This window comes from Pantoea sp. X-Soil-OKNW-713, from assembly GCF_059730685.1.
Window position 1 is genome coordinate 108,866 of the sequence record NZ_AP035999.1, and the last position, 24,054, is coordinate 132,919.

Consider the following 24,054-nt stretch of genomic DNA (forward strand, 5'->3'; position numbering starts at 1 on the left):
CCTCACTGGAAAAACAAAAAAGAGGACGCCTACCCTATTTACTATTTATATAGGTGCAATGAATACGCGATAAATATGAAGTGTCACTTTACAATTAGTATTATTATCACTGCCGTAACGCAGATAAAATCTCTTCAGTTTTAGAAAGCATCAAAGAAGGCTTTCCTCTTGACTCAACATTGAGACGAACTACAGGTTCAGTATTTGAACTGCGTAGATTGAAACGCCAGTCATCAAACTCCAAACTTATGCCGTCAGTATGATCGACAACATTGGCCTCTGATTGATACAGATCCAGTACACGTTTGATTGCAGCAGGAGCATCAGAAACAGTGCTATTAATCTCGCCTGATGCAGGGTAAGCATTAACACACTCTTCGACTAAAGCATTTAAAGATAAACCACGTAATGAAACTAATTCAGCAACCAGAAGCCAGGGAATCATACCACTATCGCAATATGCAAAATCTCTGAAATAGTGATGAGCACTCATCTCACCACCATATACGGCATCTTCACTACGCATTCTTTCTTTGATGAATGCATGCCCGGTTTTCGACATCACAGGAACCCCTCCCGCTCTGGTAACAATGTCAACAGTGTTCCAGCTTAAACGGGGGTCGTGAATAATGCGTGCAGCAGGATTTTTCTCCAGGAATGCAGCGGCCAAAAGCCCTACGATATAGTAACCTTCAATGAAGTTGCCTTGGTGGTCAAAGAAAAAACATCTGTCAAAATCACCATCAAAAGCAATGCCGAAGTCAGCCTGATTGGCAATGACTGCATCACTAGTATGATGGCGGCATTCTGGCAATAAAGGATTAGGAATCCCATTAGGGAAAGTGCCGTCGGGTGAGTGATGTACCTTAACTAAATCGACAGGAATTGAGAATTTTTGGAAACGTTCTTCAAGGGCGTCAATTACCTGCCCAGCAGCACCATTCCCACTGTTTACAACAATTTTTAATGGGCGAGTGAAGTTTTTAAGGTCAACAAAATCAAGAAGGCAGTTGACGTAGGATTCCATGACAGAATGTTGCTGATAAGAACCTCGTTGAAAAGGATTCACGTCAGCAAAATTGTTTACCTCAGCCAGTCGTTGGATTTCGTTTAAACCAGTGTCACCACTGATGGGTTTAGAATCCTCTCGGACAAGTTTCATTCCGTTGTAATCTATCGGGTTATGGCTTGCAGTAACTTCAATACCACCGCTTGCTTTCAACCAGGAGGTAGCAAAATAGATCTCCTCAGTACCAGTCATGCCCAAGTCTATAACATTCGATCCTGAATCCATTAATCCTTTGGCTAAAGCTAATTTGAGCGTTTCACTGGTCAAACGGACATCTGCACCGAGTACAACCGTTTCCGGTTTAAGATATTCACCGAATGCTCGGCCGATACGGTAAGCTATATCTTCATTTAACTCTTCACCCAGTTTTCCGCGGATATCATACGCTTTAAAACAAGTCATTTTTTTAGTCATTTTTATTCTCGTTTAGTAATGAGCTTTTAATCTGATAATGTCGTCATCGCCCAGGTAAGAACCTGATTCTATTTCCAGTAATTCCAGAGGGATCTTCCCTGGGTTTTCCAACATATGAACCACTCCAGGAGGAATAAAAGTAGATTGGTTCTCTGTAAGTAAAAAAACTCTGTCATCTAAGGTCACTTCAGCCGTCCCGGATAAAACGACCCAGTGCTCTGCACGATGCAGATGCTTTTGTAATGAAAACTTCCCACCTGGTTTTACGGTTACACGATTAACGTGATATCGCGGAGCGGTAACAACCTCATCATGGCGGCCCCAGGGGCGATAAGATTCTCGATGTAGTCTGAACTCTTTTCTGTTGTGAACTTTCAGATGTTGAATAACTTTCTTAACGTCCTGAACTTTCGTCTTATCAATAATAAGTACCGCGTCTTTAGTATTAACAATTACTAAATTCTCAACTCCAATGGCGGCAACGAAAGTGTCATCTGTATTTATATAGCAGTTCTCAGCATCTGAAACGAAAACATCTCCTGTTATGCAATTCCCACGTTCATCTCTGGAGTTAACCTCCCATAAGGCTGACCACGAGCCAACATCATTCCAACCAGCATCAAGTGGAATAACAACAGCATCGGATGTCTTTTCCATAACAGCATAATCAATTGACTCTTCCGGACATGTTCTAAATTGCTCGGTGTCAATACGAATGAAATCTTGCGAATTATCCCTGTTAAGTTTCGACATGGATTTATTACAGGCTTCTAAAATATCCGGGCGAAACTTACCTAATTCTTCGAGATACCGTTTGGCTTTGAAGAGAAACATGCCGCTATTCCAGTAATACTCTCCACTAACAAAGTATTCATTAGCTGTTTCTAAATTTGGTTTTTCTACAAACCGCTGAACACCAAAAACTGGAGTATCATTATACATTTCACCCCGTTGGATATAACCGTAACCCGTTTCAGCAGCCGTTGGGACGATACCGAAAATACATAATTTCCCGTCGTGAGCATAGGGTAGCGCTTTCTTTATTACATCATGAAATGCATTCTTATCTTCTATAACATGATCTGCAGCCAATACCAGCAAAAGGGGATCGTCATTATTCTTAACGGCCTGAAGTGCAGCAAGAGCGATAGCAGGTGCAGTATTTCTTCCAACAGGTTCAAGAATGATATCGCTATGTGGTAGATCAATCTGTCTTAATTGTTCAGCGGCCAAGAAGCGATGCTGTTCATTGCAGATTAACAACGGAGCGTGGGTATCAAGGCCATTTAGACGCACGATCGTTTCCTGCAACATTGATAACTCACCACTTAGACGCAGGAACTGTTTAGGATAGGTTTCTCTGGACATAGGCCAAAGACGACTACCTGTTCCGCCAGCCATGACAACGGGAAGTATCATTTTTACCTCGATGAATTAATTATCGAACGATAAGTTAAAGTTTATAAAGTTGAATGCCGTCTAGCAGGTTTTTAGGTTCTGATTTACTTATCCTTAAAGAATCACCCAAATCATCCCACAAAAAAAATCGACCAATTTTCACATATGACAAGCCATCATTACCTTCCGTTTCTTTTTCACCTACTGAAAACCCTGACATTAAATTCATCTGGTTTTGTGCATTCTGATCAACCTCAATGACAACAGGTTTTTTAGACTTGTTATAGATTGATATTGAACCGAATGAATTAATTTTGAAAACATCATTACCCTCAAGATCTGTGACATTGAAAGCATCACCACGTCCAGATTGAACAATTTTTTTAATTTTCTTTCTGCTTGAAATCTGGAACAAAGACTCTCCATTCAGTGTTGAATCTGCCACGCTGACCACTTTGTTACTAAAACTAGTGTTGTCATATAGGTCTGTCAGAAGTTCAGCGTCAGCTCCTTCACTTAACTCCAAAAGGAATCTGGGTCTTTCGCTTTTTTAGAATAAGAATAATGGGTATTTCCATTTAGATTAACACCAACAACGTTCTTCGCTAAAAAGACATTAGAATATACCCCACTGACTTTCCTTGAATTATTGAAGAAAAAATTACCAGCAATGATATGCCCTTGAGTATTAGGAGAAACAGACTCTATAGATATAGCCGTCTTCCCATTACTATTAATTACATTATTAGAAAAATATCCGTTTATAGCATTTCTCTGAAGCAAGACTCCATTTTCACTGTTAAAATAAATATCACAATTAGCGATTCGATACGTCGGCTGTGTAATAACAATTCCATTACCATTCTTTGTGTAACCAATCGAACTATGCGAAATATTCCAATCAACACCATTGATAACCACTGAATCCAGATGTGAGTACTCAATTTGACAATTTTCAATGACACCCATATGTCTGCCATGGGAGGAGTATAAACAATTACCAGTAAAGCTGTTGATATTACAATTATACATAATGATTGATGGGGAGTATTTCTTGGTATTGTTCGACGATATGAATACTCCCGTTAGTTTATTTTCCAGGCTAATTGCTCTGGCTGAAATAGTGAGGTCATAGAAGGTTGGTGACTCAAGGCAGTTAATTGAGATAAAATTCCCTGATGTATCTGGAAGGGGAACCAAGGCCGCTTCGACCCTTCTGCCAGCACCTTGAATGATTAACGGTCCATTAATATAAAGGTTTCTTGATCTGTAAATACATGAAGAAAGGATCAATTTGTGATTTATGGCAGCATCTAGCGCTTTCTGTAATGCTTTAGTATCATCCGTTATACCATCTCCAATGGCACCGAAAAACTCCGGACGATAGTTCCCGTCAAATTTCCTCTTCCATCTTTTATTATTAATTACTATAACTGTTCCATTATCATCCTTACTCACCTTGTCATTTTTATCATAGTAGAAAACACCCCCTCCCTTTCCACTACCATTCCGATATTCATTAAGAACAACCTGGACTCTTTCACCTGAAGGTTCAAATGTTCTCAACTCATCAATATTATTAAAAAAAACATATTTTATTTCTTTTTTTATCTCTAAATCATGATGTAATGATGGCTGAACAGAAGAATCAGATGCCGACGTTCTTAACACGCCAAAGACTGCAGCCACTGCAGCAGCACCTTTCAAGAAAGCCTTTCTACGTTCCATAAGGAGCCCCAAGAAAAATCTTTCAGTGGGTGGAAATTAAATAGCGCAAAACAAAACTAAAATTCTTGATATAACGAGGTAGTAATCTTTTCGGATTGCTCAATGCTCTAAACAACCATTCAAGACTTAATTTCTGCATCCATGCAGGCGCTCTCTTTTGCTTGCCTGTAAGAAAATCGAGAGATGCACCGATACAAAAAACAAAAAAATTAGCATTATTTTTTCTTTGATACTTATCTAACAGTCGGCAGGCAACAATTTCCTGAGCGGGAGAGCCTACAGCCAAAAAAACCAAATCAGGATTACTTTCATGTATAAAATCCACACATTTCTCAACTTCGTTAGGATTCTTGGTAAAGCCCATAGGGGGATTATGATGTTCTATTTTTGAAAGCGAATATTGTTTTTTTAGTTCGATCATACTAACAGAATCGCTGCCAATGATAGTTACACGATAGTTTTTTATCCATTGTGAAGCTATTATGTCACGGGTGAGGTCACTACCAGGAACAACATTATTTATCCTATTACCTTTTAAATAAGATAAAATTTTAACGATACGGCTGTCACATAAACGAAAAGCTGCACGTTCATAAGCCTCTACAAAAGTCGTATCAGAATTTATGCTTAATCGTTGAAAATGGTCAATATTAGGCGTAACTACAACTTTGATTGATCTATCTTCATCACTTATTAAATTGGCCTGAACGATATCAACAAACTGCCGTAAAGAGACGTCATTTATGGTCAGGCCATTAAATTCAGATTTGTTAATCATAATAACCTTAAGATAGACTGTTTAAGATGATTTTTTTAAGTCTGGTGTTCTTTCTTTCATACCAGTTACTCGCTTCAACACTACAATTTATAAGTTCCTCATCACCAAGCTGTGACGATAATGCATTCTTAACCTCTTTAATCATGGCTTCATGATCAGCAGCACTTTTTACATATGAAGGTGCATCTTCAATACCCCTAAGTGCGAACCGTGAAGCGATAGTTGGCACCCCCAAGGTAATTGCATCTAAAGTTTTAATTTGAACACCGGCTCCGGACACTGATGGTATGACTACCATTCGAGAAGAAAGCATGAACTCCTCTGCACTCTGTACAAAACCCAAATATGAAACGTTAGAATACTTGTCTTTTAACCACTGTGCTCCTTTACCTGCGACATGAATAGTTATGTCATCTGGCAGTTTTGGGTATACCTGATCGAAGAACCACTCCAATCCTTTAGAATTTGCACTCCATGTCCAGGTACCTATGATCGAAATATCGCAATTTATGTGCGTTCTTAGTGACTTTTTTCTAGGCTCAATCATCGGTAAGGGTTCGAACAACACTAGCTTTTCATCTTTAACCTTGATCTGATTCTTGTAAAACATCAAATCATCACTACTTAATGACCACACTTGATTGCATTTAGATATGGCTTTATTTTCTAGTCTTGAGATGCTTTTTGCTTCTCTCAAAAAAATTGTTTTCTTTATAACACCCTGACTTTTCTTATAAAGATCGAAATACAAATCACTTTCAACATTATGACTAATAAAAATAACCTTTAAGTTCGGAGGCAAATAATCCAACATCCATAAAATCTGAGTGTGATCAATAAAAACATAATTGTATGAATTCTTTTTTATTAGTTCATTTACTTTATTGATGTAAGACTTTCCGTAGTACTTAATTACTGAGAATGACTTGTTAGAGACGATAGCGCTGATGAGCCACTTTATGGTTTGAAACTTATTACCGCTAGTTTCTATAATTCGTTCATCTACGCTATGAAAATTTTCTTCTTTCTTCTCTGTAGACTCATGCATTCTCTTATAGCCAACAACATCAACATATACACCCAGTTCAGACATCTTACAGATCAAATTCTTGCTTACTGATTCACCACCAGAGCTTGCACGGTAAGGTAGTACAGTAGTTAAAAAGAGAGCGCGCATAGAACCTCATTTTTTAAATAATCTAATGCTATTTTTAATATATATACTGGAATAAGTGTGAGTATTAAATTCATTCCTGAGATATTCATAGGCGTTATTGCTAATCTTCTCGGCCAAAGCACTGTTAGACCAAAGCAGATTGATACTTTCATTAAATTTCTCTTTATTACCAATAGGTACAAACAAACACGTTTCATTGTCTATGCCGTAATCTTCAAGACCAGGTGTGTAATTTATTATTACTGGTTTCCTGGCAGCTGCAGCTTCGAGAAGTGTTGTTATTCCACTCGCATGAAAGTTGAATTTCAAGGGGATAATTACCATCTCGCAATTACGATACAAATAAACCATTTCATTATAATTTGCTCGCATCAACACAATATTATTATTTTTAAATTTCTTTAATTGGTGAGCAGGACTACCAGAACATACGATGAATTTTTTTCAGGGTTCCCCCCGGCAACAATATCCAATAAGTCTAAGTCTCTATGCTCGTCGGTACCAACAGATAGAATATAGTTTCTATAGTTGAAATTATGCGGTTTGCTTCCAGTTGCTAGAGGACCATATGCAGCGAAATTTATACCGTATCGAGTATAAAGTAACTTATCATTCGGGACTCTATAGTGGGTGATGAACTCTTGCTCCTCAGATTTAGACAGATAAAAAATCTTATCTATTTTACCTAACCTCTTTGAAATTCTCTTTTTTTTATTTGAATCAAATTTCTGCGTGTGATCGATTAACCAAACAAAATTTGCTATATGCTTACAAAACAACCTGCCAATTAACGGGATTTCTTTTAGTCTGGCTATGAAGAGAGCATCTCTGTCTAAATGAGTCCAGACAACATCATACTTCATTAATAAAATTGGTAATTTTAAAAGATAAAGATAAATTTTACCTATTTTATTTTCTTTGAAGAAGATTCTCTCAACTCTTGAAAAGGAGCAATATTCGACAGAAAAATCCTCTGTCGCTGCGTTTCCGTATCCATAGAGCATCGTGTCATTTCTCATCCCTAATGCATACTCTGACTCCCACTGTTTAGCTAAAATGGTATGTCTTAACCCTAAGAAAACCAGAGCTTTCATCCTCTCTCCTTATAAATACTCAAAAATCGTGTTTTTCCAAACAAATAGACAAAAACCATCATAACAAGTATTTGGTAAGGTCTAAAAAACAACCCACCAGTAAAGATTGAATTAATAAATAAAGTTGTAAAAAGAAAAGTAAATATCTGACTATTATTCTTTCCAAATGATTTCAACCACAAATGGCTAAACCATACAAATCCGATAATGAAAATGATAAAACCATAGGTATAAACCACCCCCAACAACCCAACATCCAGAGGGCTGAATTTAACATTAGAAAAACTAGCATCCCCTTGATTGCTAAGATACCCATTCCCCATGATAAAATTATTCAGAAAGTTATCACCCATCATTCTAAATATTTTCAGCCTGGTCAACGATGAACTATCTGACAAGTTAAAGTCGTTAAGTAGTGTTTGATAGAGATTTATAAGTTGATCATATGTAAAATATATTATGAGGAATGCCGCTGTGGTTATAAAAGCAAGCACTAATATCAACACATACCTCAGTCTATAAACTGCAGGCCTAATCATCGATAACCCCATCGCTAAAACCATAGCGAGGATGAACATACGTCCCTGATAATAAAAAACAATATAGATAATTGAAAAACACATCGCACCTAAATTTATCAACTTCTTATTAGTTGTCTTTAGTCTTAGCCATCCACAACACAAAAGCATGAATGGGAAAAATATATCAAATCTAAATCTGTAACTTCCATCACTCCTCGTATCTACAAGTAGATTCCCACTTGTCAAGTAGTACTCTTCTGCATTCAGAGTGTATGTGAGATAAACCCAAAGCAAGGTTATGAATAGTGACAGATAGAATATCAGCATTACTAAATAATCGAAAAATTCACTGTGTTCCGTTATCTGTTTAACACGGAAGATTATAGCGAACAAAAAAATAATTGCACATGTAATAAACGCCACTCTAAAGGTTAACAGACTGATTATAATGCCTTGACCATAGTTTATGTATGACATCAAAGAGCAAATAACATCCATAGAAACGATAATTATTGCAACAAATAAAATATCATACCCAACAGACCTATAATGTTCTTTATTAACACAAACTGTAAGAAATAAAAAAACGAATACAACACCAAGTGCACCTATCTCTAAGAAGTAATAGAGAGGAATATTTAATAACTCGAGTGACCTTGAACTGAAAACAAGCGAGACAACGAACAATACACAGAGAAATCGTTCATTTAGACTTAACTTATTATGCATTTTTAATCACTTTTTGATATAAAGTCTCATACTGTGAGCAGATATTTTCTGAGGAAAACATTTCAACAACAGCTTCATCAAGCAGATAAGCCGCTGGTTTCATTATGCCTTCAATTGAAAATTCATCCATAGCATGGATACTTTGAAAAAGTTCAGCAATTTCGCCCGTGCCGCCAGTGAGATTCGTGAAAGTTGGCACACCTGCCAGACCGAGTTCCACAATGATCCTTCCAAATGGTTCATTCCATTTTGTCGGGAGAACAACAGCATCAACCTGATTGATAAACTCTTCCACACCCATAAAACCTATCAATTGAACATTTGACCGCTCGCAGTCATTCTTTAAATCTATACTCAAGGACTCGAGAGCTCCCGCTGCTATAAACTCGACGTTGTCGTTTGTTTCTTGGGTAGTTCTGGCCAGTTGACAAAATCTGTCCAACCCCTTTTCAAGGGTTAATCTCCCTATGAATCCTACAACTAATTTTTTGCCTGCTTTTCTGTTCCTTTCCATTTTAGTAACAGTATTATAGATATATTTGTGATTGCCTCTGTTTGCAAAACCGGCTGAACGATGAATTTTCGACATATATTCACTGATGCCGACAAATGTGCTCACACGATGAGATATTCGGCTTTTTATCCACGATAAAATTTTAACTTCGAAACCGTAAGGATCAATGTTCTTTCCATTTCGAAACAATGCTGCATTAAGATGCAACATATAGTAGTCACGCGTAGTATGAACTATCTTTACGTTTTTTTTGCTTAGTGTCATCCATGTCAAACACGAAAAGCAAAAAAGGTTATTGGTATGGGCAATGTCAGGTCTAAAGTCCTCAATTTCATTCTTGATTTTTTTCTGCATTCTAATATTGAAAAAATCATTAGCATGAAAAATCAGCTTATCAACAATGCTTAACTTTTTATTAGCAAATGGCCAAAACACACTCTCATGGCCAACTGATACCGATTCTACGCCATTGATAATTTCTTTTATCCTGACACCTCGGTCATTAACCGATAAGACCCTAACGGTATGGCCTCGCTTGACCAGAGATTCAGCTAAAAGTCTGACTGAAACCTCTGCTCCGCCTACCTTGTATGGATAATACAACGTATTTATCATCAGAATTCGCATCAATTTTAAACCTTAATTTTAATGAAAAACATGATTGAGATGATCAGGCGAAGAATGCTTCCGGCAATCAATGCATAAATTGCTCCCCACAATCCATACTCTGTGCCATAGAAAAAAATTATTATAAAAAGCAAAAATCCTAATGCTTGCCTTCCAATAATGAGTAATTGGTTACCAGAAATCAGTGCTTTTTGACTCAGTATCCATGCCAATCCATTTATTGAAAGATTAAGGATTATGAATGGCAGGTACTCATGCGAGGACAGATATTTTTCTCCAAATGCCAATACAATGAGCATCTTGGAAAGTACAAAAGAGAGAGCAACACCGACAACCCCTCCAAGAATAGCGGTCAGAATCACTGCTTTGTCGTGATTTTTTTTATAAATATATCCAGAAAATAAATAATCTGCCAAGGTGTTGTAAAACTTTAAAGGCAAAGTATTAAATGCCGCAGCCGTTGAGTATAAACCCAATGGCGTAATACCGATATACTTCCCTATTAGATATTTATCCATATTATTAGTTATAACACCAAAAACCTGCATCAAATACTGCTTAACATAATATTTGTAAAACTCCCTTCTCTCGATCTTTCCGTTGATAGATATGAGTTTCATTACTTGTGCTATGAATATGACACCCGTGATGGCACCTACCAAATTCGAACTTACCGCCAGAATAATTGCTTCACTGGCAGTGATTGACTCTTGCGTTATGTAGCAAAAGGCTGTAATTAAAAAGAAACTAAATGGCGTGACAAATACATAGACTTTATATAATCTAAGGCCATCTTGTAACTTCAACAGCTCAGATGATAGCTGTATAAAACATAATGAAACCACCTGAGCTGAAAATAGAATCGATCTATTTTCGTTGCTCTCGAACAAAAGCCTCACAACAATGGCCAGCAACAAAATTGATGTCAGCAAACCCAGAAGTTTCTCATAACCTTTCTTTTGGTTATTCCGAATGCAAAAAGCAATAGTATTCCCTGCACCAGATATGAAAAATGACGAGAATATGGTGGTTGTAACAATAAAAAGCTGAACTATTCCTCTATCGTCTACATTCAAAAGTCGCGTCATCAAAACGGCCTGAAGAAATGATACTACCACGCTGCCAAAACTAGCACTCAGAATTTTGAGAATACTTCTAATTTGCTCAATCATGGATTACTCAGCTAATAGCTCCGCATTACTTATTTTATTAGTCCACTGGTTATAGTAACCGCTGTTTTTACCATATGCGTTATCGATAACACCATTTGGAACTTCTAATAGACAAGAAAAAATGTGGCCGTGCATTCGCGATGTGACGACTTTCTCATGTGATGTAAAAAATAACGCATACCTATCTACCATTTTCTTCGTGTGATTAAACCAAATCCAATTAGATAGCCTCTTCAGTGAGGTTATTTTGTATACACTCCCTGCCCCATCCAACTTGCGACACAACATCCTAATTCTAAAATCTTCCGATTTTAATATATCTTCCCAATCAACTGTACTGGTTGTTTTGCTAACAAGTTTATCTTGCAACTGATTAATCTCTTTATCTTTTCTTATTAAAAACAATGTGCCTTTGTTTTTTTCAGCTCTGGGGAGTTTCCCCCATAAACTATGAGCCATGTCAGGCATTAGGTAACTTTTATCGGTGAACTTTCTAAATACCTCAAGACTTCTTGTATCTCTTGAAAAGATCACCAAATTTTTATGCTGCCTGAATATTTCAGCAGATTTATTTTCTTCTTCTTCAGAACTGAAATATGCAGTTTGCGGTAAAATTACTACGGCATTATTTTTAAAGCTTTTAGCCACATCTTCTCTGAACTTTTGGTATTCAGGATACAGATCGCCAAAGTTACCGCCACCATGCATCAGTATTGTTGTATTTTTACCAACATAATTTTTGATATCTGCGATTGAATATCGTGCATGACTCCTTCTTGCTTTGACTTTTATTCCATGTTCTACAAAAAAATTCTCCGTCCCATGATAGATAAGCAAATCGCCGACATTAAGGTGTAAAGGATAATCAAGGTATATAACATCATTTCTATCTTTGATATATGCCAGAATACTTTGTAATTGATCTTTCAGGCTTTGCTGGTTCATGTTTAACCCTTAAATTATTTCTTATCCGAGTCGTAGCTATAACCATAGCTATAATAAGAATTAGTACTTTTCTTAACTGCATTAAGAATGGCACCTTTGACTATAATTCCGCTGTCCTCAAATCTTCTTTTACTGAACTCAATTTCTTTAGCAGTATTTGTTTCATACCTTGCAACTAACAAATTAGTGCCGACATATTGTCCAATTATTGCTGCATCCGTTACTGCTAAGATTGGAGGTGTATCAACAATGACCAGGTCATAGTTCTCTGAAGCCCATGCCAGCAACTCTTGTAAACGATGGTGCATTAATAGCTCAGATGGATTTGGTGGTACAGCACCTCTTGATATAAAAGTCAGATTATCCGTTTTACTTTTTAGTATTTCATTAATTGATGATTTTCCGGAGAGATACTCTGATAATCCTTTATCATTAACTTTATTTAAAACGATATGAGATTTACCTTTTCTCATATCTGCATCTATCAGTAATACGCGTTTCTTTATTTCAGAGACAATTACTGCAAGATTACTACTGATAAATGATTTCCCACTTTCGGGACTTGCCCCTGAGATCATTACAACGTTGTTCTTAGCCTCCATCATTGCAAAATGAAGACTTGTTCTAAGACTGCGCAGGGCTTCTATAGCGAGATCCGCTGGGTTCTCAATTGAAAGAATTTCATTTTGATTTTTTTCATTTCTTTTTCTTTTCAGTAATTTCTGACTATTTTTGTCCTGCCATTCTGAGAATGGGATGTTTGCATAAACATTTATGCCGAGAACCTCTAAATCATCCGGCTTTTCAATTCCTTTCCTGATTAAGATTTTTATTAAAATATAAATCACGGTCAGGAAACCACCCAGAAGTGTCCCAATTAACACCACGAGTATTTTTTTCGGCTTGACGGGTTCAGGCTCAGTCACTGCTGGGTCGATAATTCTGACGTTTCCAATAGCGCTCGACTTTGAAATACTTAATTCCTGCTGTCTGTTTAATAGTTGCATGTACACAGCTCTTCCGGAATCAACATCTCTACTCAATCTAATAATTTCCTGTTGAGTTGATGGCATTCCATTTACGGCTTCATTAAGTTTGTTTTTTTCCTGCGACAATGTCCTCTTTTTTTCTAACAATGCTTTATAAGTAGGATGGTCTTTTGTGTATAGTTGAGAAATTTCAGCTTCGCGAAATGTTAACTCATTGATCTGATTATCAACATTCACGATTTGGTTCAGTACAGTCTGTGCTTCCATTGATAAGTCAACAGAATCTTTTTGCCTTCTGTAATCATTTAGCCTATCTTCGGCCTTATCCAAATCATCCCGAACCTTGGGCAATTGAACTTTTAAAAATTCCAGGCTTTTCTCATCCTGAGCAGCTTGCCTCTCAACATTTTGTTCAAGATAGTTGTTACTGATGCTATCTAAAATGCTTTTTATTTTATTATTATCCTCACCGGTTAATGTGAGAATTAACATCCCGGTGTCTTTACCCTCATCATCAACATTGTAAAACTTTTTAATATTATTTATTGCCTTGAGTAAACCAACAGTACTTACAGTAAAGCTAGTCCCAGGGTCAGCGTCAATATTGTTAACCATAATGGTAACCGCTTTATTATTCAGAAGCTCACCAACACGCCCCTTATAATCCACATCATTTACAGTTATTTTATATTCATTTCTGTTTAAAACTTCTATGTCAGCATCAATATCCTTCCCATCAACCTGCGAAAGATATAATCTTGTTATATCAAGTTTGCCTTTTTTCTGTCCAGTCATTCTTGCCCAACCACTACCAAAAACTGGGAAGTAATCTTGCTGGACATTTATTTCCAGATTGAGGTCTTCAACCGTCTTTCCAAGAACCATTCTCGACTGGAGCAATGTAATCTCTGGAGCGGAGGGTTGAGTACCCGTGGGCAGAACCTGATTCAACGTATCCAGAATTTCGTTACCCTGTTTTTGTTCTACCTGTATCAATGCATCGGCCTGATATACGGGACTCGCGAATAATGCATAAACAACTGAAATAACTGCAAAAATTGCTGTAACTGATATGATTAGTTTTCTTCTATCTAATATTTCACCTGCGATTTTACCAATATCTATTTCATCAGTAATAGCGTTGGTTATTCTACCTTCAGTCCGGTTAATCATAAAATTTCTCGATTCGTTAAATAAGTTTTTCAATCCAGCTTACGCATGATTTTTCAATAAGCCTGAAAACATGGTCAAAGGCGGCCTCGCTTTTACCATATGGGTCTGGTATCTCTTTTTTATCAAGCCAATGCCCCAGAAGCATAGTCTTGCCTCTTAACTCTGGCGCCATTTCACTGATCAATTCGATATGCTTTTGTTCCATGACTAACAAAATGTCGTATTCTTTAGCAATTCTTGTGGTTAATTGACGTCCAACGTGTCCGCTAAGATCGATACCGTTTTTAAACGAAACTTCAATTGCCATCTTATCTGCTGCTTCGTCTACAACAGCCTTCACTCCTGCAGATGCAACTGTAAAGTCAGTAAGTTTTTTTTTAAAAAAATATTCGGCCATTGGTGACCGGCATATATTTCCGGTACAAACCACCAGAATTGAGTCAAACATATTGATTACCATTCGCGGATATAATGAGCGGCATCTACCATGTCATACACTCCACCAATGGTTGGTACCAACTGGGAGATAACACGGTTCCAACGCACGATCGGAGCGGTAGTAACATAGACAATGTCATAGGGCTGCAACTTGAAGGCGGTGCTCATTACCATGGCTGCTGCGTCTTTTGCGTTCAGCTGGTAAATATTAGCCATCTTACCGTTTGCATCTTTGTTTCTCAGGGGACGAATCACGAAGATACCTGATGCATCCGCCATTTCCTGTGAGACCCCATCGGCATTACCCAGTGCTTCCGCAAGAGTCATCCCACTGCGGTCCATTTTCAGCGTAGATTGTTTGTTAACTTCACCCATCACAAACACTTTCAGGTCGTCGTTGCGAGGTACAAACAAAATATCACCGGGGGTCAACAGGTGGTTTTGGCGTAAATCCCCTTGCTGCATCAATGCCTGAAGAGAGATCAGGCTGTCTTTTCCGTTATGCGTCAACACTACATTGCGCCAGTCTGCGTCCGGGGCTAATCCGCCTGCCGCATTGATCGCATCCATCACCGTCAGTGGAATGTTGCTGATCGGCTGTTGGCCTGAATGTATCACCTCCCCTGTCACATACGCTTTTTGCGAGCGGAATGCAGCGACACTCACATCAACCTGCGGACTTTCAATATAGGTTTTCAGTCGCTCAGTGATCTCGTTGCGGACTTCCTCGATAGTGCGTCCGGCGACTTTCACCTTGCCAATATAAGGATAAAAAATGGTGCCATCGGTGTTCACCCAGTTACCGGTATCGCTGGCGCTGCGGTATTGGCCTGCCGGTGTGGTCAGTTCCGGGTGATCCCATACCGTCACCATCAATACGTCACCAATGCCGATTCGGTACTGGTAGTTTTTGATTTCATCTTCCAGCTGTGGGTTGGCGCTGGACATCACCTTTTGGGGTTGCAGCGAATCAATCAATTTTGGTGTTAACGGATAAACAGTAACGTACTTGCTAATGTCCGTATTCGAATCCATCTGCTCCACGACATCTTTATCACTGGTCGATAAATGTTGCCCTGGAATGATGGTGCACGCGGAAAGAAAAAAAGCAGACACCGCAATCGCGGATAGTCTAAAAGGCAATTTCATCATCATGAGTTGAAATATCATCCTATTAAATGCAAGAAAATAAGGCCTCTTTATCAATTTGCTAAAGAGGCATAGTAAAGGGAAACGTCATTCACTCACCCTTAGAAACCCATCCCTGCGTGGCTGCGTTGTTTTCCATAAAACAGATTTCTGAATGATGAAATGTCTCGGTGCAACATATGTAAGTTACTGACCTTCAGTTTCTTTAAACCTGAATTTTTTTGAGCACTGATTGTTTTTGGGCTAAGCCCGCTGTTCCTTGAGATTTCGAGTATATTTTGTCCGTCTAATAAATCCTTCAAAACATCGATTTCTCGTGGAGTCAGGTACATGGTTTTTCTTTCAGCGATGAGTCGATACAGCTTGTGATGTAAAGGCGTTAGCCCATCATCTAACTGGTAACTCATCACAAAGGTTGTCAGGCAATTACCGACAAAAAACTTCTCATTAGAATAAACACTTATGTCTTTATAAAGTCTGATGGTTTTCAAGTCAGAACTTAACGAAATAGTCATGTCCTGTAGTCCAATTTCGTGGACTTTTAATGCTTCCCGCAAACCCAGACTCAAATAGTAATCATCAGATATTATCCTCATATCTCTCTGACACCTTTGCGATGCCCTCCGCTGTCTGGTTAGAACTATCTGCCCGTGGTGCTGGTCGTGGTGGTGGTGGTTGTTCCGGTGCTACTGCCATCGTTAGTCTGCGTCGCTAAAGCAAGCGCGGCCAACGCGGAAACCGCAGAGACACCCACAACCACGCTGGTTCCGGCGGCATAACTGGTTGCGCTTTCACCTGCTGGCGCACCCACATTTTGTGCAGCGGCTGTTTGTTGCGTTGTCGTTTCTTCTGCTGCGTTTACACTCAAACTCAGCAAACCGGTTAATAACAAAGTACTCATTGCTGTGATTTTCATAATGTTACCTTTTTGGTTGTTAGCGATAATGAATGATGTTTTTTACCACTTTTATTACTCACTCATTCCTGACGTTTCAGGCACGCTACCGCCCTTAGCTTACTGGCGCCAATAGCCTGAAAAAAATAAATAATCAATACAACAGGCGTAGCGACGCCTTTGCGACGCTGGCAAAAAAATAATGGGCAGGACAATGCCGCCATTTTGCTGTGTAAAAGACGTATATTAAAATTCAAAGTTATAATATGAATTTCTTATTTAAACTTTCGATTTGTTCAAGCCGTACGCTTTTAAAACACCCACCCTGTACCGCTTTAATATCCGTTTCGATGGCGTGGCATTGCTCTGTGCTTTCCACACCTTCGATGATGATAAACTTACAATATCGCATTATGTTCTTGATAATGACCGGCCAGATGCCTGACTGGCTGTAGATCTTAAAAAAATCATTATCAATCTTTACGGCGTCATAGAGATTTTCCTGCAATGCTCTCAGGCTGGATTCGCCTGACCCTAAATCTCCCAACCACAAGCGGTACTCTTCGGCTAATGCCTGCAAGACCCGGTTGCTTCTCCCATCGGAAAGATTTGGGAAACCTTCTGAAATCTCTAAACGTAAAAAGGGTTTTGATTTGGCTAACTCCGCAATCTCCTCATCCTGTATCAGGAGCGCGGCCATATCAAAATCAATTGTGATGGAGCATAAAATATTATTATTTTGAAAATATGCTGTTTTTAGGTCGATAAGCGTGAGTTGATCCTTCAACAGTTTTTTTTTCTGCGCCTTAGCGGGTTTCCCCGCCTGCCTGAAAAACCACCCTGGTGCGGCGCTGTCTGTACGTATCTTTACCGCCAGAACATTCCCTGCTCTGTCTACTATCGGTTCCGCTTCAATACCACTGATAACTTTACCTGTTAAGACTTCGCTGAGATTCATGAGAATGTTTTCCATAACACACATCAGATGATTCTCATTCTATGATCACTAATACCAATCAATAAATACTTTGTGATCGGTTTTATCTATGTTTTTACCTATCAAAAAATAGCCGTTGATCGATCGATCCTTTCATAAATCGAATGAATAGAATATTGTCCCGAATAATCAGGAAGAGGTAGGTGTTTGGTGGCATTATGCTCTAAACATCAGTCACATAAGCCAGGTGGGAACAAATTTTTGATAAAATACAGTTGGATATTAGCGGTTAGCCAACAATCGCTTAACTCTTAAGACTCACTCCTCTAACTATGTTAATGAATTGTAGCGGAATTTACTGTTTGTGCTGCATAAACCAACCTTAACTGATTGATTAGCAGTTGAAAACTGACATATTAGTTACGTTACTGAACTATTAAGTTTGTGTTGCCTGCATTATCAATGCTGATGAATGGCACTAATCCAGGCCCTGCCTGGGCTGGAAGGCGAAAACCAACACTGGTTAAATTAGCAACAACAACAGCTTTAAAATTAATCATTAAGCGCAACTTAACTTACGCATTTTTGCAAAATGTTACCTGGTCTGATGGGCAGGTAAGTGTCAACGGTTATTCTTCACCGAACGTCATCACATCAATTGGCAAAAAACAGGTGGATAACTGTGCTTCTTCGTTGGATTGTCCATTCAATATCATCTTTTCCTGTAGAACAGTTGTCCGTCTCTCATTACCGGAAAAGTCGTACTTTTTGTCGGGTATCAGGCTGTCGGGAGGGCGTTACGGGGTGGTAAAAAGGTGAAGGCCAGGTGATTAACCTGGCCTTTGAGATTATTTCAGGTGGGTTTTCAACTCTTCCGCCGCCTGACGCAGCGCTGTATTCACCGCCGGCACGTTACTCAGTGGATTCAGCAGACCATAGTCGTGGATCAAACCGTTATAGCGCGTGACGGTCACATCCACCCCGGCCTCATCCAGTTTACGACCAAACGCTTCACCCTCATCACGCAGCACATCCAACTCGGCAGTCTGAATCAGTGTCGGCGGCAGTCCCTGTAACTGCTCGCGGGTGGCACGCAGCGGAGATGCAAGAATGTTGTTACGATCGCTCTCTTTGGTGGTGTAGGCATCCCAGAACCACTTCATCATATTCCGTGTGAGAAAGTAGCCATTCTCGAACTGGTTATAAGAAGCGGTATCGAAGTGCGCATCAGTAACCGGCCATAACATCACGTCATAACGAATCGCCGGGGTATGTTGCTGTTTTGCCTGCAACGCGACAGCGGCCACCATATTCCCCCCAACACTGTTCCCCACCAGCGCCAGGCGTTTACCGTCAACGCCTATTTCCTGGCCATGTTCCGCAACCCAACGCGTGGCAGCATAGGCCTGATTGATCGCCACCGGGAAATGCGCTTCCGGTGATGGGGTGTAATTAACAAAAACTGCCGCTGCTCCTGATTCCACCACCAGGTCACGTACCAGGCGCTCATGGGTTGGGAAGTCACCTAACACCCAGCCACCGCCGTGGAAGAACATAAATACCGGCAGCGTACCTTTTGCCCCTTTCGGTTTGACGATATTTAACTTCAGCGGTTGTCCGTTAACTTCGATGGTTTTTTCAGTCACGTCTGCGGCCGGCAGTACAGCTCCCTTCTGGGCGCCAATCAGCACCTGACGCGCATCATGAGGTGAGAGCTGTTCAATAGGTTTACCGCCACTGCTGTTGAGGGCATTCAGGAAAGCCTGCACATGACGTTCTGGTTGTGGCTCTCCCGCTATGCTTGATACAGATACAGCGCCTAATGCGATGGCTAATAATGATTGTTTAATTTTCATGGTGATCCCCTTTTAGATCTCACTATTAAATAGTGTGCTACTTAAATGGATAAATTCGTGCGCTCGTTGATGGCTTCGGGCTTAATTTACATAGCGCACTACTTAATAGCAAGCTATCAAAGACGCTCTATTCAACGGACTTTGTCTACTCTATTGAAAAACATCATTAAACTACGGCACAAATTGTTAAGTAAGTGCCACAAAAGACCCTTATCAACAGGGTCTTGCCGGTATGACATCAGACGTTACAGTCCAGCAGCCAAAAATGCCCTCATTAACGTTTGCGCCAGTCAGTCGGATCCCATTCGGCTTCAACCCTATCGGCAACCTCTTTCGGTACGCTTTCCACCAGCTGTTGAACCATCGCATTGAAAAAGTCCGGAAATGTCAGAGCCGGTTCGATTTTCAGTTTTGGATCGGTCGCCAGGATATCGATAATCCGATCGATCTTCTGCTGGTTACTCTCCGTCACTGGATAGGCCCAACTATCGCGTATTTCACTCGCGAGACGGGCGATTTCTGCATTGGATGAATAAACGCAGGCGTGAAAATAAGTCCGGGTAAACTCCTCCAGGTCCTGGATATAAGCCCGAAACACCGCAGGCGCAGACATCAGCTTATGGAGTAAATCTCGCTGTTCGCTACGTACCAACGATCTTTGCCGGTCAGGCCAGTCCAGATAGGGCTCGCCAATAATTTTTTTCGCATGGGGGACGAATTTCCTGATGATGTTATGCCCGTCCTCATGCCTGACCGTGGTGGCAAGAGATTTTTTATGTCCCTGGTTGGTGCAGGATACGGCAATTTCATCTCTTTTTTTATGCCCCGTCGCAAAACCATTGAGTCCGTTCCAGGAAAACAACTCTCTTTCCGGCATGGTTTTCATTTTAATCAACGCATACTGCTTTGTTTTGGGGTTGTAGCCTATTGCATCTTTAAATACCTTGATTCGATATTCAGTATCTGACTCCAGCGTTATCCGATATTGATGCAATAATTTCTCAAACAACGCGACGTCCAGCGTCTCACTTTCCGCAACATGGAAGATTTTTTTCAAGCTCTGTGCAATAAAATTAGCATTCTGGCTTATGGCCGCGCTAATTTTATCCATATTCAACCGGTCTTAATTATCTATTTGCTCCAGTTCCTTTCTCATCCACGGGAATTTATTCCATACCGTTGAGCCAGTACCCACATATCTCATCCCTCTTAACTCCTCGGGGATAGAAACCGTTGCCAGAAAGACTTCGGTGATATCATCCGCTTTAAAAATCTGATCGCCATAATCATTAATATAGGCCAGTTGCCTCGCTCTGAATGCGGCGTTTTCCACTTCGGACGAAGTCATTTCTGATTTGAACACACTGGCGAAATTCACCAGCTTTTTTGCCAGAGTGGCATAACTATCAATGTCATGCTGCGTGAGGGAATGATCGCTATCCGGAAGCCCGAAGACGTTGATAATATTGTTAATCCCTCTGCCTGCATCCTTAATTTTGCGTAAAAACTCTTTATAGGATGCCTAGTCTGGGGACAATTCAGGGCTGATTGAGGTCAGCACACCACGGGCAATCTCTTCTACCATTTGGCTCAGCTCGAGAAAACCATGCAATGTGATATCACTTTCCGGCAGTGAATCGGCATGTTTCAGCATTGCCAGATGTGCCGGTAGTTTATTCACCTGATTGGCCAGGCAGATAATATCTACCTCCAACTCCTTCACCGTTCTCAGTGACACTGATTTCTTACGTAGATTATATAATTCCAGTATGGCATGCCTACGTACCGTATCGTAAATTCGGCTTAACGCATAACGACCACGAAATATCGGACTTTCGTTAGTACTGGGATCATTTTCGATGCCTCGCCCCATGCGATAAGGGATATTAGCGAATATTTGTGGTTCAAAGGGGATAAACGCGCCACTGGCACAGAGCATTCGGTATAATGTTTCCCCCTCACTCGTCTTTATTTTGATTACCAGGCGATTGTCATTGAAGGTTGATATGAACATCTCTTCTACCGATATTCCCTGCGGTACGCTTAATGCGCAATCGTTATCCTTATTGCTGGCGTCAGACGGCAACAGTCTGATCAGATTATCAGCGACGACCTGCAATTTCCCTTGTGCATCTTTAACCACGGTGACCATACGGTCGGCGGGTGCTCCTGCCGGAATGTCGTATCGCAACTCGCCGGTTGGCGACAGGGAGGTGCTCGCCACTTCAAATTTCAGCCAGGAGTCGCCGTAGGGATGAAAGAGATACTCTTTTTCTTCTTCGTCGGATAAATAGTGCGCGTAACCCGCCAGCTCATTCAGTTTTTCCATACTGGTCGGCTCGACCAGGTAGGCCGCTTTCGATAAGGAAGACCACGAAGGCTGCATCTGCTGCGCCAGCCAGGGCTTGAGATCCCGATGAGCGTATAAATCCTCCAGCTCAGGGAAGGAATCCATGAATTCCTTCATTTCATACTCCAGCCATTTTATGAACGCCGTATCCTCCTGTGGCGCCTCAGTCGTAATCCGATACTTCGCCTGGTAGCGCTTCGCCTGACGAAAGGCTTGTTGTACCCCGTTCTCAACCAGCGTATCGACAACAGTCCACGCCTCTCCTTCAGGAATCGCCTGTTCCACGCAGACCACCAGCGATCCCAGTTTCACCAATCCACTTTGTTCGGCTGGCTCCTGTTGCAAGCCAAGACCGAACAGGTTATCGACAAAACTCAGGCACTCACCCAATGGGGAGTGAAAAAGTAATGACAACGTCGTACTCCAGGCGCTCTGAACCAGGGACTCAGCCGATGCCGTGGTTGAAGTGGTCGGGGGCAAGCTGGCGGCAGAAGATGGATTGGACAGTTGTTCCATCTTCTTCACCACAATTTCCGCCAGATTCGCCGCCCATAATTCGGCCTCTGCGGGCGCAAAACGCAGCAGCGAGGTGGTCAACGTCAGTTGATGACGCGCTGACGCATCGCCCGTTCTGAACAAAATGTTCATCAACGCCTGCTTCTGTATCTCAGTGCGAAATCTGGATCCACTCTGATGTTCTGTCACGTCAAACCAGGTATGCCGGGTGGCATCGCCGATTTTCGGTAGCGGTGTCACCATGTACGCTTTAGCATTGTGTTGAATAATAATTCCGAGACAGGGCTTCACCAACGACGAATCTTCCGGTCGCGACACCTGAATAAATGTCACCGGCAACGGCTGGGGGTAATTTTGTTTCAGCGCGTGCCGCATCTCCCGTGGCAGATCCAGAAAGGTATGTCGGTAAAATGTTCTGAGCGTGGTTTGAACTTCGGTTTTAGTCTCGGCCAGTTGCAAAGGCGTGATGCCGTGCGGATGGAGAAGTATTTTATCCAGTGCACGCCGGGCCCGGACAAAATCCAGTACATCCGCATACGTTTGGGTTTCCTCCTCCCACCATCCGGTCAGCTTTTTTTCACTCCAGGGCTGACATACGTGGTCTGCCCAAGTTGGTTAATCAGCGTCCCGGTTTTTTGATTGAGCAACATAAACAGCGCAATCTGCCTGATGGCCTGTAATGGAATGGCACTGCGTTTATGATCTGCCACCACCGGAGCGGCCAGTGCAGCGCAATGCTCTCCACTTGCATGGTTTGATTCACTGCCGCGGCGTTGTTTTCCCTTGAGATGGTTGCACGCGTTTCCATCTCCATCAGTGCTTCCTGATGGCGATAAAGTGCCGCTGTCAGCACCTGCACCATTGTCGGATTATTGCTCAACATCTTAATCGCCGCTTCATCATGCTTTTCCCGGTATTGTCCCGAACAGTACTGAGAATCTGCGCGGCATTACCCGCCGCATTTTCATGACCAAGCCATTGCAACACCGCAGGGACAACATTGGCTAACGACATGACCAGGCTCACTGCGTCCATCATTGTGCCCCTAGCAATAAATTTCCCGCGACACGGTTGGCCCAACCCCGACCAAAATGCAGCCAGTTTTTGAGTGCGGTGTAATAGGTCAGACGGTAGGCACTCAGCCGCAGGATCACCTGGCGGGGGTCAGCCTGATGTGCAGCCTGGAGGGTGAGCGGTCCCATAATGCCATCGGCGTTTACACCGATCGCCAATTGTAACCAACGTACCGGATGCCCACCGTTAAACGCGATATCGAAAATCTGTAAGGCGATAGATGATGGCAAATCATCACAAAGATAACGGTCCCACCACAAACGACGGGCGATGTTTCGCGCCGTTTCCAACGGTAGATGACGCATATCACCGGCGTAACCGCTCTCCCGTGCAACCCGTTCGGTAATACCATAACAGGTCGCGCCACCGGGATCGTTCGGGTGATTAACGTATCCTCCCTCATGGCCCATTAACATCTCAAATGCTTCATTAAATCGATGATTCATCATTCATTCTCCCAAAAGATAATGGCGACCTCGTCGCCTGCGGGAGTGAATATGGGTGTAGGGGC

The 24,054-nt window shown here is 41.1% G+C and carries 23 protein-coding genes; all 23 read right to left on the reverse strand.

Annotated elements, in window-relative coordinates; translation table 11 throughout:
- Positions 1-106: 106 nt before the first annotated feature.
- The 23 genes from AC6I8R_RS26630 to AC6I8R_RS26740 all read right to left on the reverse strand — a co-directional run bounded on the left by AC6I8R_RS26630 (position 107) and on the right by AC6I8R_RS26740 (position 23,992).
- Positions 107-1,483 (reverse strand): phosphohexomutase domain-containing protein, encoded by a 1,377-nt coding sequence (locus tag AC6I8R_RS26630; protein WP_497833383.1) that lies wholly within the window; start codon positions 1,481-1,483, stop codon positions 107-109.
- A 12-nt stretch (positions 1,484-1,495) separates the two neighbouring features.
- Positions 1,496-2,902, reverse strand: coding sequence for a mannose-1-phosphate guanylyltransferase/mannose-6-phosphate isomerase (locus tag AC6I8R_RS26635; protein ID WP_497833384.1), 1,407 nt, complete (start codon positions 2,900-2,902; stop codon positions 1,496-1,498).
- Positions 2,903-2,936: 34 nt separating this feature from the next.
- Complete coding sequence (locus tag AC6I8R_RS26640) at positions 2,937-3,407, reverse strand: hypothetical protein (protein WP_497833385.1); 471 nt, start codon at positions 3,405-3,407, stop codon at positions 2,937-2,939.
- On the reverse strand, positions 3,398-4,609 hold the full coding sequence (locus tag AC6I8R_RS26645; protein ID WP_497833386.1) for a putative phage tail protein: 1,212 nt from the start codon (positions 4,607-4,609) through the stop codon (positions 3,398-3,400). The genes AC6I8R_RS26640 and AC6I8R_RS26645 overlap by 10 nt, the downstream gene beginning before the upstream one ends.
- Positions 4,610-4,631: 22 nt before the next feature.
- Positions 4,632-5,387 carry a WecB/TagA/CpsF family glycosyltransferase gene (locus tag AC6I8R_RS26650; RefSeq protein WP_497833387.1) on the reverse strand — a complete coding sequence of 252 codons (756 nt, stop codon included), beginning with the start codon at positions 5,385-5,387 and terminating at the stop codon, positions 4,632-4,634.
- Between the two features lie 7 nt (positions 5,388-5,394).
- Positions 5,395-6,564, reverse strand: coding sequence for a glycosyltransferase (locus AC6I8R_RS26655; protein WP_021185373.1), 1,170 nt, complete (start codon positions 6,562-6,564; stop codon positions 5,395-5,397).
- A 6-nt stretch (positions 6,565-6,570) separates the two neighbouring features.
- Positions 6,571-6,942 (reverse strand): glycosyltransferase, encoded by a 372-nt coding sequence (locus AC6I8R_RS26660; RefSeq protein ID WP_497833388.1) that lies wholly within the window; start codon positions 6,940-6,942, stop codon positions 6,571-6,573.
- A gap of 23 nt (positions 6,943-6,965) precedes the next feature.
- The gene (locus tag AC6I8R_RS26665) at positions 6,966-7,658 is read right to left on the reverse strand and encodes a hypothetical protein (protein ID WP_497833389.1); all 693 of its coding nucleotides are present in this window, start codon (positions 7,656-7,658) and stop codon (positions 6,966-6,968) included.
- A complete protein-coding gene (locus AC6I8R_RS26670; RefSeq protein ID WP_497833390.1) occupies positions 7,655-8,908 on the reverse strand; it encodes an O-antigen ligase in 1,254 nt (417 codons plus the stop codon). Before AC6I8R_RS26670 ends, AC6I8R_RS26665 begins: the two co-directional genes overlap by 4 nt.
- Positions 8,901-10,049: a glycosyltransferase gene (locus tag AC6I8R_RS26675; RefSeq protein ID WP_497833391.1), complete on the reverse strand. Its 1,149-nt coding sequence runs from the start codon at positions 10,047-10,049 to the stop codon at positions 8,901-8,903. Before AC6I8R_RS26675 ends, AC6I8R_RS26670 begins: the two co-directional genes overlap by 8 nt.
- Positions 10,050-10,054: 5 nt before the next feature.
- A complete protein-coding gene (locus tag AC6I8R_RS26680) occupies positions 10,055-11,221 on the reverse strand; it encodes a lipopolysaccharide biosynthesis protein (RefSeq protein WP_497833392.1) in 1,167 nt (388 codons plus the stop codon).
- A 3-nt stretch (positions 11,222-11,224) separates the two neighbouring features.
- Positions 11,225-12,166 carry a polysaccharide pyruvyl transferase family protein gene (locus AC6I8R_RS26685; protein ID WP_497833393.1) on the reverse strand — a complete coding sequence of 314 codons (942 nt, stop codon included), beginning with the start codon at positions 12,164-12,166 and terminating at the stop codon, positions 11,225-11,227.
- Between the two features lie 14 nt (positions 12,167-12,180).
- Entirely contained in the window at positions 12,181-14,328 is a 2,148-nt protein-coding gene (locus tag AC6I8R_RS26690) for a polysaccharide biosynthesis tyrosine autokinase (protein ID WP_497833394.1), read from the reverse strand.
- A gap of 16 nt (positions 14,329-14,344) precedes the next feature.
- Complete coding sequence (locus AC6I8R_RS26695; RefSeq protein ID WP_036627046.1) at positions 14,345-14,776, reverse strand: arsenate reductase/protein-tyrosine-phosphatase family protein; 432 nt, start codon at positions 14,774-14,776, stop codon at positions 14,345-14,347.
- A 5-nt stretch (positions 14,777-14,781) separates the two neighbouring features.
- On the reverse strand, positions 14,782-15,918 hold the full coding sequence (locus tag AC6I8R_RS26700) for a polysaccharide export protein (protein WP_036627133.1): 1,137 nt from the start codon (positions 15,916-15,918) through the stop codon (positions 14,782-14,784).
- Positions 15,919-16,016: 98 nt separating this feature from the next.
- Entirely contained in the window at positions 16,017-16,430 is a 414-nt protein-coding gene (locus AC6I8R_RS26705) for a helix-turn-helix domain-containing protein (RefSeq protein ID WP_235056601.1), read from the reverse strand.
- A 125-nt stretch (positions 16,431-16,555) separates the two neighbouring features.
- Positions 16,556-16,831, reverse strand: a complete 276-nt coding sequence (yjbE, locus tag AC6I8R_RS26710) for an exopolysaccharide production protein YjbE (protein ID WP_021185365.1) — start codon at positions 16,829-16,831, stop codon at positions 16,556-16,558.
- A gap of 238 nt (positions 16,832-17,069) precedes the next feature.
- Positions 17,070-17,783, reverse strand: a complete 714-nt coding sequence (locus AC6I8R_RS26715; RefSeq protein WP_497833395.1) for an EAL domain-containing protein — start codon at positions 17,781-17,783, stop codon at positions 17,070-17,072.
- An 812-nt stretch (positions 17,784-18,595) separates the two neighbouring features.
- Entirely contained in the window at positions 18,596-19,603 is a 1,008-nt protein-coding gene (locus AC6I8R_RS26720) for an alpha/beta hydrolase (RefSeq protein WP_497833396.1), read from the reverse strand.
- A 274-nt stretch (positions 19,604-19,877) separates the two neighbouring features.
- Positions 19,878-20,714, reverse strand: a complete 837-nt coding sequence (locus AC6I8R_RS26725) for a hypothetical protein (protein ID WP_497833397.1) — start codon at positions 20,712-20,714, stop codon at positions 19,878-19,880.
- A 12-nt stretch (positions 20,715-20,726) separates the two neighbouring features.
- Positions 20,727-20,981 (reverse strand): hypothetical protein, encoded by a 255-nt coding sequence (locus tag AC6I8R_RS26730; protein ID WP_497833398.1) that lies wholly within the window; start codon positions 20,979-20,981, stop codon positions 20,727-20,729.
- 144 nt (positions 20,982-21,125) lie between these two features.
- A complete protein-coding gene (locus tag AC6I8R_RS26735; protein ID WP_497833399.1) occupies positions 21,126-22,844 on the reverse strand; it encodes a hypothetical protein in 1,719 nt (572 codons plus the stop codon).
- A 659-nt stretch (positions 22,845-23,503) separates the two neighbouring features.
- Positions 23,504-23,992, reverse strand: coding sequence for a glycoside hydrolase family 108 protein (locus tag AC6I8R_RS26740; protein ID WP_497833400.1), 489 nt, complete (start codon positions 23,990-23,992; stop codon positions 23,504-23,506).
- Positions 23,993-24,054 lie beyond the last annotated feature (62 nt).